Annotated in this window: 5 protein-coding genes; 1 reads left to right on the top strand and 4 read right to left on the bottom strand. The window is 52.9% G+C overall.

What is annotated here, in order from left to right:
• Positions 1 to 391 precede the first annotated feature (391 nt).
• Positions 392 to 907 (top strand): phycobiliprotein lyase, encoded by a 516-nt coding sequence (locus LKK83_RS14055; RefSeq protein WP_324631804.1) that lies wholly within the window; start codon positions 392 to 394, stop codon positions 905 to 907.
• 2 nt (positions 908 to 909) lie between these two features.
• Here the strand turns inward: LKK83_RS14055 and LKK83_RS14050 are convergent, their stop codons facing one another.
• From LKK83_RS14050 to LKK83_RS14035, 4 genes are all read right to left on the bottom strand, one after another.
• The gene (locus LKK83_RS14050) at positions 910 to 2,001 is read right to left on the bottom strand and encodes a hypothetical protein (RefSeq protein WP_324631803.1); all 1,092 of its coding nucleotides are present in this window, start codon (positions 1,999 to 2,001) and stop codon (positions 910 to 912) included.
• A gap of 470 nt (positions 2,002 to 2,471) precedes the next feature.
• Positions 2,472 to 5,633, bottom strand: a complete 3,162-nt coding sequence (locus LKK83_RS14045) for a diguanylate cyclase (protein ID WP_324631802.1) — start codon at positions 5,631 to 5,633, stop codon at positions 2,472 to 2,474.
• A 435-nt stretch (positions 5,634 to 6,068) separates the two neighbouring features.
• Positions 6,069 to 8,603 carry a DUF3769 domain-containing protein gene (locus tag LKK83_RS14040; protein ID WP_324631801.1) on the bottom strand — a complete coding sequence of 845 codons (2,535 nt, stop codon included), beginning with the start codon at positions 8,601 to 8,603 and terminating at the stop codon, positions 6,069 to 6,071.
• A 118-nt stretch (positions 8,604 to 8,721) separates the two neighbouring features.
• Positions 8,722 to 8,838, bottom strand: coding sequence for a photosystem II reaction center protein I (locus LKK83_RS14035; RefSeq protein ID WP_324631800.1), 117 nt, complete (start codon positions 8,836 to 8,838; stop codon positions 8,722 to 8,724).
• Positions 8,839 to 8,993: the final 155 nt, after the last annotated feature.

The raw sequence follows: 8,993 nt of genomic DNA, 5'->3' as shown, positions 1-8,993 counted from the left end.
TTTAGGCTGGTCAGGTGGTTAGAAGTACAAGCCCCTGGCTTTAGACATGGGGTTGGTTTCTACGGAGTCCCTGACGTTATACCAACTGCGGCAGGATCTATTGTAAACCTAAAGATTTAAAACCTAAAGTGTACGGTTTGTTTCTGAGAAGACAATTAAATATCTACCGTTGCTTTTCACAAATTGTAACTTGTCAATCCTCCCAGCTAAATTTCTAATTATCAATTATCAATTCTCAATTATCAATGCTCAATGCTCAATTTTTAATTTCCAATTATCAATTCTCCAGTCTCAATTTTCCACTCCCGCGCATCTACGGCGATGATTCAGAGTCAATTCGGCGTAGGATAGTGACAGAGCAAAGAAAAAGTGACGCGAGATAGCTTCGTTAATGGACATCATCGAGTTTTTCGATCGCAGTGCCGGGAAGTGGTTCTCTCAGAGAACCCGTCAAGATTTAGTTGCCGATCGATCCACTGCAGCCACCACCGATTTATGGATAGACCCCCTTTCCACCACCGAAACCGACGTGGTGCAACTGTGCCAACAGCAGGGGGTGGATCCGGCGGACGCCCTATGTGCTGCCCGGATCCGATGGGAAAGCAAACCCATGTTTAACGAACCCAAAGAATCCGGGGCCACAATTCTCGTCCCCTTGGGCGATCGCCCTCAATCCACCGAAGGGAAACTATTGCACCAACCCCCTTCCCCCGACAGTTTTCTACGGGGTCGCTTCCTGATTGGCAGCGATGACGCCGTGACTCTAATCGCCGAGTCGGACACCCTTTACGCCGAAGAGCGCATCTGGTTTGCCAGTGAAAATTTGCGACTGCGGACGAGCATCGTCAAACAGCCCGACGGTTTTAGCAAAGCATCTTTCTATAGCGAAATTCGCATGAAAGGATAACCTCACTGGGTATCGGACTGATTCGGGGCAGACTCGCGAGGGGTTTGGGCAACCGCTTTCAGCCTGGAGTAGAAATCCGATGGCGGCACCTTGGGGGTGAACTGATGAATCGGACTTTCAGGCAAAGACTCGCCATCCCGGTGGCGTACGGATTCGCTTTTCTCGGGGGCGCGAGTCTCGGGTAAGGGTTGTTCGGGCGGTTTAGATGTTTTAGACGCCCCGGAGTTGGGAGACAATGGCGGCGCAGATGGGGCGGGTTTTTCGCGCCACAGATCCGCGAGCAAATCGTCAAGTTCGCTATCCACCGCTTCGATGAGTTGTTCCCGACTCAGAAGCGATGGCACCTTGGGGGACTTGGCGACGGGCCGAGAGGATGCGGAAGCGGGTTTAGCGGGAGAAGGGGGAGGCGGAGAAGTTTTCTTCCGATCGCCAATGGTAGGGGAAGCAGGGCGATCGCTTTGCGGCGATGGCTGTTTCGGTAACTCCGCCCCCCAGGGTGGTGGCGATCGCCGCGCATCTCCCGAGGATTTTTTCTGTTCCGCGGGTTGGCTTTCCCCAGGGGGCCGACCCTTGGCGGTGGGTTTTGGGGAGAATACCCCGGCGGGTGGATCCGCAGGTTTTACCGGTGGAGGGGCAATTTCTGGCACCTCTTCCAACTGGGGCGAGACCGCTTCGATCCTGGCGGGAGGAGAATCGGTTTGCCCCGACGCTTTCCACTCCACAGGCAATTTGCTGCAAACTAAACTTTCAAATTCGTGGTTGAAATGATAAAGCGGCTGATTGCGCCGTTTCCAACAGGCCAAAATATGCGTCACCGAAACGGCTTTGTACCGCCCTTGGTACAATGCCTCGATCGCCCCCAGACGCACCCAAGCTGCCGGATACTCTTTGAGCCATTCGGCAACCAACTGTTCTGGGGTCTTGCCCCCTCTATCAAAACTGTAGTGAACCAGCAGTGCCTTGACACTGGCAACTGCGGTATCTTTAGCCGCTTCTGTCATCGTTACTGCCTGTGGGCGAATTCCAGCTTTTCCTGATTTTAAGTTTTGCCGATCGCTATTTTTTCTTACTCCAAAATTTTTAACCGTGACCATCGTAACAATTCACTTTTACAGTGCATGAAATAAGTCCCCAACTTCTTCGCGCAACCGCCCCATTCCATGCGCCGATTTTGCCCCTGCGCTTCAGCCAAACCCAACGGTTCGCGTTCCCGAGGGATTCTCCCCGGGGGAAAGCGAATCCAACCCCATATCATCCCAACACTCAGACCCCATCCTCGCCTCCATCCCCGAAAGGCTATGGGGATTGCAGCGCGAATCCGAGGGCGGGCATGGTGTGGCGATTGTCCCCTTGCGATCGCAAAACTGTGCCGTTTTCACCCCCTACCCGTGCATGACTCGTTTTCTTCTTCTAGAATCCATCGGCAAATGTGGAATTACATCACCCAGGGAATGAAGAGACAGTCTCACCACCCTTGCCCGAGGAAGGGTCAACCTGCAAGAATTTTCGCCCCTGCTCTTGACAATTCGTCACGGTTGTGGTATGCAAAAAAGAGTCGGTTAAACTACCCAGAGTCACCTTCGGCAAGAGTGACGCGATCGCGGCCCTGGCTTTTGGAGCGATACAATGCTGCGTCAGCCGCCTCCAAAGTCGCCTCAGCGCTCAAACCGCACTCGGGAAAACAAGCCACCCCCAACGAAATGGTAATCGAACCGAGGGATTGACCGCGATGCTGCACCTGCAACTGTTTCACCCCTTCTCTGAGTTCCTCGGCTCTGCGATAGGCATCATCAAGAGACGCATCGGGCATAATCACGGTTAGCTCTTCGCCGCCATAGCGACAGGCGATATCCGAGGTGCGAATGTTGTTTTGCACGAATTCCCCCAGGGCGCGCAGAATGGCATCCCCCGCATCGTGACCGAAGGTATCGTTAAACTGCTTGAAGCGATCCACGTCGAGCATGATCGCGCTGAGGGTTTGCTTTCCTCGGGAGGCGCGGTGGATTTCCCGTTCTAAAGAATCTTGCAGGTAGCGCCGATTGTAAAGCCCGGTGAGCGGATCGCGAATGCTTTGATTGTGCAGGGTTTCGCGCAGTTTTAAATTCGCCAATGCCAGGGAGACATGTTCCGACACCGTGCGCGCCAACTGGCGTTTCGCCGGGGTCAGTGCCCCCGCTTCTTGGCTTGCCAGATAAAACATCCCCATCGTTTCACCCTGGGCCATCGTCTGCACGCACACCGACTCCGCCCAGTGCGAGTCAGAGTGGATATGGTTGCAGGCTAACCCGGCACAGTGGCGATCGACCCAATGCAACTGACCCCGACGCAGTGCCCAGCATTCATTGGGGGCAAACATCGTTTGGGTGGGGAGAGACTCGCCCCACGTGGACACCGCCTCGACTACATTGTTCGCATCGTCGAGAATGAATACCCCTCCCGAAGTGCCGGGAAATAAGGGTTCTATCAGGGCGCTCAGGGCCTTGTAGGCTTCTTCCACGCTCAAGCACGCTTGCAGGAATTCATTCATTTGCCCGAGCAGATCCATTTCTTGGTTGCGTTTTTCCAGTTCGCTCACCCAGCCTTTGAGTTTGGCATTGGCTTCGTGCAAGTCTTCTTCGGCGCGCTTGCGATAGGTGATGTCGCTGGCGGTGCCGAGAATCTGCTCCGGGATGCCGCGATCGCTGCGCGAAAATACCGTGTCGCGACTGATGAACCAGCGCCAGCGATCGCTGGCGTCTTTGAGCCGATACTCGAACTCGAGAATGTCATCCTCCTCTAGGGTGATTCGCCGTTGGAAATATCCTCGCACGCGATCGCCATCCTCCGGGTGCAATAGGGTTTCGAATACCCCCTCTCCCATGTGGCGAATTTGTTCCGGCGCATAACCGAGAATTTCGGCGATCGGGCGATTTTCATAAAGATTTCGTCGTTCGCTCAAGTCGTAAATGTACAAAATATCCGGCGTGGTTTCGGCAATTCGCTGAATAAACCGTTGGCTGGAAAGCAGTTCGGCTTGGGAGTGCTTGCGCTCCTGAATTTCGCGCTGCAGTTGCTCGTTGGCTTGCTTTAATTCCGCAGTGCGTTCTTGAACTTTGATTTCTAATTCATCTTTGGATTGTTGCAGTTGTACTTCCGCGTGGGTGGCGCGATCGAGTTCGAGTTGAGCTTGCTCGAATAAGGTGGATTGTTTGATGGCGATCGCTACTTGCGTGGCCAATTTTTGCAGAAAATCAATTTCCGATTGCTTCCATTTTCTCGGCTCGGTACAGTGATGGGCAATCAGCAATCCCCACAGCTCTTCTCCTTGCAAAATCGGCACCACTAAATTCGCTCGAACCTGATATTGCTCCAGAAATTCCACATGACACTGAGTCAATTTGGCCCGATAAATATCTTCAATCGCTTTCGTGCGTCCTTTTTTATACGGTGCCACCCAAGATTCGGCGCAGGTATCTTTTATCGTTCTGCCGAGAATCGATAAGTGCTTGTTTCTCACCGATTCTACGGCAACCATCCCGCTCCAATCCGGTTCAAAGCGATAAATAATCACCCGATCGGTTTGCAGCAGTTGCCTAACCTGAGATACGGTGGTATTCAGAATTTCCTCGAGATTGAGCGACTCGCGAATCCGCAGGGCAATTCTCGCTAAAAGACGCTCTCTCGAAGCTTGTTCCTGTAGTTTTGCCGTGCGAAGGTTAACTTCTCTTTCCAGTTCGATGTTGCGATTGTGCAACAGTTCGACTTTCTCTGCTTGCAAGGTCCAGACTTTTTGCTCTAATCCCTGAATCACCTGATACAGTTGACTCGAATCCAGGGTTTCCATCAAACTCCCTTGGGTAATAATTCCGAGCAATTCTCCGTTATTGCCGCAGATAATTACCCGTTCTAAATTGCGTCGCTGCATCTGCTGATGGGCGGTCCATACCGACTCTTGCTGATGCAAGCAAAAAAGCGGCGCACGCATCACCTTTTCGGCGGGAATCTGTTCGAGATCCAGTTCGAGGGCTAAAAAATGGACGATATCTCGTTCGGAGATCGTCGCGATCGGCACCATCGCCGAACCGTTGTTTAAATTCGCACCGTCTACCCCAGGGGATTTGTCGATGACCACGACAGAACTGACTCGATGCGCTACCATTTGCTGAACGATATCGAGCAACGAGGTACTGGGTTCGGCATGAATCATGTCGGTTGCCATCACTTCTTCGACTTTTCGTCGTTTCAGCAAATCGGCGGGTTTGAGGATTCGGCGAATGGTATCGAGGGTAACAATTCCCACCGCTTTTCCGCTTTCGCTGACAATGGGTAAGTGGCGAATTTTATGCTTCCTAAAAATTTGAAGAACGCTAAAAATATCTCGAACATCCGCTTCGTGCAGGGTAATCAAGTTGAAGGTCATTACGTCAGCAACGATGACGCCTTCTAGATTCATTTCTCGAGCGGCAAACTGCACAAAATCCCACTCGGTTAGCAGTCCGACAAGTCGCTCGTCTTCTACCACTAAAATGCAATTCGGGGGAATTTTATTTCCGTTATTCTTATAGGACGAAGGCGTAAATTTCGGCCACTGGCAACTCTGGCTTTTTTCTAAGAGTAAGGCGATCGCTTGGACTAATTCCGTTTCCGGATGGACGGTTAAAATATTACGTTCGATAGCGGTTTCTGGCGCTAATGAAGATATGGGTAAATCTTTAAGTTGCATAGAAATGGGTTTGATGGTACTCATGGAAACACAACCGGAAATAATCAGGTTTAGATATTCTCGTTACCAAAATTGGTGTGAATTCTAGGCAGGAATAATACGCTATAGAGAATTATGGTGCGGATAATTCTCCGGCTTACTTATTATTGCAGATTTTTCCCCTAAGCTGCATCCATCCTCAGAGTGAAGTTTTCCGCCCGGAGAAATGTTATACCAAGCCAAAGCGATCGCTCCTTGACGAGTTTGCCGACGTCAGTTAAATTATTTTGTGCCTGGAGTAAAACTGCAGGGGCAAAAAACAGGGAAAAGCAGAGTAGGGTGGGCTGTGCCCACCCTACAGGTGCGAGGGTTCGAACTCGTTGAAACCCGCGATCGCCCAACGCGAACTGAAACCCCAAATCAAAATTACAAAAAATCTAACGTTCCATTATAACTTCTTTTCTGCCCCTGGGAAATCCTTCAAAACGGTTGTCCGCCACCGGTCCAGTTAAAGTCGTTAATCGACAGACTCAGAGAGCCTTCTCGGCGTTCGGGATTGTAATTCACCCGAATCCCGTAGGTGCGGCGGCTGTATTCTAAGGTCAAATCCGTACTGATTCGTTCCCCGGTATCCAAATTGAAGGAAGTTTGCACCCCGGCGCGAAACGGTCCGTACAGTTGCTGGGTCAATCCTGCAGATAGCACTTTAGAATCGGCAATGCGGTCGAAAATAAAGGGCGATTCCCCTTTAAACCACACCCGCGACAAACTCAAGTTAAATCCAGTATAGTCCAACCAGCGGCGCGCAAAGTGGCCAAATTGACCTTGAATCCCGATCGAACCGGTGAGGGAATTTTGGATATCGTCGGAGGTATAGGCGGTAGCCACCCCTGTCAGCCCTCCGAAAATGCGGATGTAGGGAGTCACCGGGGCGGGGGTATAGCGCAATCCTTGGGTGCGGGTACGGGGCAATTCTTCCCCTTTCCACAGCACTAAACTTTTGGAAACGGCGGCGCTGGCTTGATAGCGCCCTAGCTGAATTCGGTTATTTTCCCGCACCGGTTCGAGCAATTCCAGGCGATCGCTGTCGGCGGTGATATGCTGGGCGCTGGCTTGATAGCTGAGGTTGATTCCCGTCTTCCACAGGGAAATCACGGGCGACGCAATCACCATCCCCACGTTTTGATGCACGGTTTGATAGCCCAACGACCCATTAAACAAGCGATCGCGATAGGAATATTCCCCAGTCACCACATGGTTCGCCACGCCCTGACGCAACCGCAAACTTGCCCGCAAGTTCTCTTCCCCATCGTTAAAATCTAAATTGGTCAGTTCCGCCGATCCCTCAACAAAAGTCCTCGGGCCGGGATAGGCTTCCAAGTCAGCTTTCACCCCCCACAGTCGCCCTAAATTGCCGGTGCCTTCTTCTAAGGACCGTTGCAGGTAAAATTGGGGGAGAATTCTCAATTGCACGGGATCGTTGCCCGAATTTGGGGGTACCCAGGTGGTTTCGGCATAAATCCCACCGCGATCGTTGCGATCGTATCCAAAGCGAATCAATGACGGATCGCGATCGCGGCGATCGATTAAAAACCGCTCTTTCAATAACGGAATCGACAGGAAATCGTCAAACACCAACCGGGGACGGGTGGCGACGATTTCATCCTGCTGCGGGGATAATTGGCGAAAGGTGACGCGATCGGCGCGAATCTCTAACTCGGGGGGGGAAAAGGGGTCGTTCGTCAGTCGCACGTTGCGGCCCTCCCACCCTTGGGAACTGAAGTTGAGGCGATCGGATTCAAACCGCACCCGGTTAATCGTGCCGGCGGTTTGCGGGACGTTCACTCCCCCGCCCACACCGGCACCGATGGAAATTGCCCCGGTGGGTCGGATTCTGTTCGGCGGTTCCCCGGCGCGCAGGCGATCGACCAAATTCTGTTGCTGTAGTGCCCTGGGGCTAACATCCGTGGGCAAGGTCGGGCCAAAATCTTGGCCGGTGGTGGGTACAAAAATATCCCCGCGCGCGCGATCCATGCCGCCGCGATTTTGCACCATATCGTATTCTAGGCGATCGCCTTGCAGCACTTGTTGCCCTTTGGCATACACTACGTCGCCTTGTGCTACCGCGATCTGGGTCTCGAGGTTGACTTGCAGTTGTTCGGCATCTAACAGCGCCCCGCGCGCCCGCATTTGCGCGTTTCCTTCGGCGGTGGCAATTTGTCGCTGGCGATCGAATTCTTGCCGATCGGCTTTCAATTCAATCGTCTGTGCAGGGGCGATCGCCGTTTCTTCGGCGGCGCTTTCTTCCTCGGCGCTAGCAACTTGTTCGTCTCTGTCTTTCCCCGCCTCTGCTGCACTCTGCGGCGATTCTCTCTCCCGGGGGCTTTCTCGAGCCGTGGTGGCCCGCCTCTCGGGATACACATCCCGGGTTTCTCCCTTCGCCACAATCCTCGGGGAGGCGGTAGTGGCGGGGGTGGGGGCGAGTTCTTTCCCCTGGTTGAGCATCCACTCAACCCCGGTTGAGAGTAAGGGGCTGACAAATGTGGGGTTTTCTGCTTCGCGGTTGGCTTCCACCGGGGAGGATTTGGTGGCGGTGATGTCTTCCCCCCGGCTGAACATCCAATCGAGACCAATGTTTAATGTGGTGGTAAATTCCTGGTTTTCTGTGTCTGCGTCTCGCAGGGCATCTTCGGTGGAGGATGGCTCTAATTCGGGCAACTGTTTCGATGCGGCTTTCTCCCGGTGGCGATCGCCCTGCGGCGAGGGGACTGCTTCTGCTGTGCTTCTCTCGGGGGCTGCAGATTTCACCGGTTTGAGGGGCGAACTCACCTCCATCGGCGGACCGAGCAATGCGGCGTTGCTGGATGCCTGGGAAAACTCCGGCCCAAGGGTTTCGGTCTCCAGAGGGGGATTGACTTTGGCCAATTCAGGGGCGATCGCCTCAGCCTCCTGAGACTGGGACGATTCGTAATTCACGATCGCAGGGGGTTCGGGTGGCGTAACCGGATAATCCATAGTTCTGTTAACGTTCTCAATAACCCACAAACCAGACGCCACCCCTGCACGGCGCGTTCGCAACAAGGGGCGACCCTATGAGCCGCCCCTACCATGACTTGCAAGGTGTTCGCCTTGCTTATTCTAAATCGCGCCGTTTGGGGTTGCGTGCCGGGTCTCCGTTTAAAAATCCAAGGATGAATAAGGAAACGAAGAAGCCAACAACGAGATAAACAACGATTTTGAGGGTCAGCATAGAGATAACTCCAGTGTTTGGAAAAGCTGCAATAGTGTTAAACTAAGTAATTCTGTCACCAAAACTACTCGTCTTCAGAACCGGACTTGAGACTTTCACCTCATCCGGGGACTCAACAATTTGGCCTTTGTCATAGGTACCGAGGCTACCATCAC

This window comes from Phormidium sp. CCY1219, assembly GCF_035615515.1.
Taxonomy (GTDB): domain Bacteria; phylum Cyanobacteriota; class Cyanobacteriia; order Cyanobacteriales; family Laspinemataceae; genus CCY1219.
This window is presented reverse-complemented; position numbering and strand designations above follow the sequence as displayed.